At 62.2% G+C, this 333-nt stretch carries 1 protein-coding gene; it reads left to right on the top strand.

What is annotated here, in order from left to right; translation table 11 throughout:
• Positions 1-333: NAD(P)/FAD-dependent oxidoreductase (locus P0D68_RS35550; RefSeq protein WP_408303749.1), on the top strand; the 333-nt coding region annotated here is incomplete at both ends.

Here is a 333-nt window from a genome sequence, read left to right as displayed (position 1 = left end):
GATGTCGCTGCCGAAGCTCGTGTTCCCGGGCGGTGCGCTGGTCGGCGACGACGCGGGTTTCCTGAACGCATCGCGGATCAAGGGTTCGCATGCGGCGATCAAGACCGGCATGCTGGCGGCGGAAGCCGCATTTGAAGCTGTGCAGGCTGGACGCACCAGTGACGAACTCATCGCCTATCCGGAGAGATTCAAGACCTCGTGGCTGCACACCGAACTGCATCGTGCGCGCAACTTCAAGCAGTGGATGAGCAAGGGTCTGTATCTCGGCACGCTGATGGTGGGCATCGAGCAGAAGCTGCTGGGCGGCAATGTGCCGTGGACGCTGCATCACCA

Origin of the sequence: Paraburkholderia sp. RL17-380-BIE-A (genome assembly GCF_046028085.1) — a bacterium.
Lineage (GTDB): Bacteria > Pseudomonadota > Gammaproteobacteria > Burkholderiales > Burkholderiaceae > Paraburkholderia.
The sequence above is the reverse complement of the archived record's forward strand: the minus strand, read 5'-3'. Positions and strand labels throughout refer to the sequence as shown.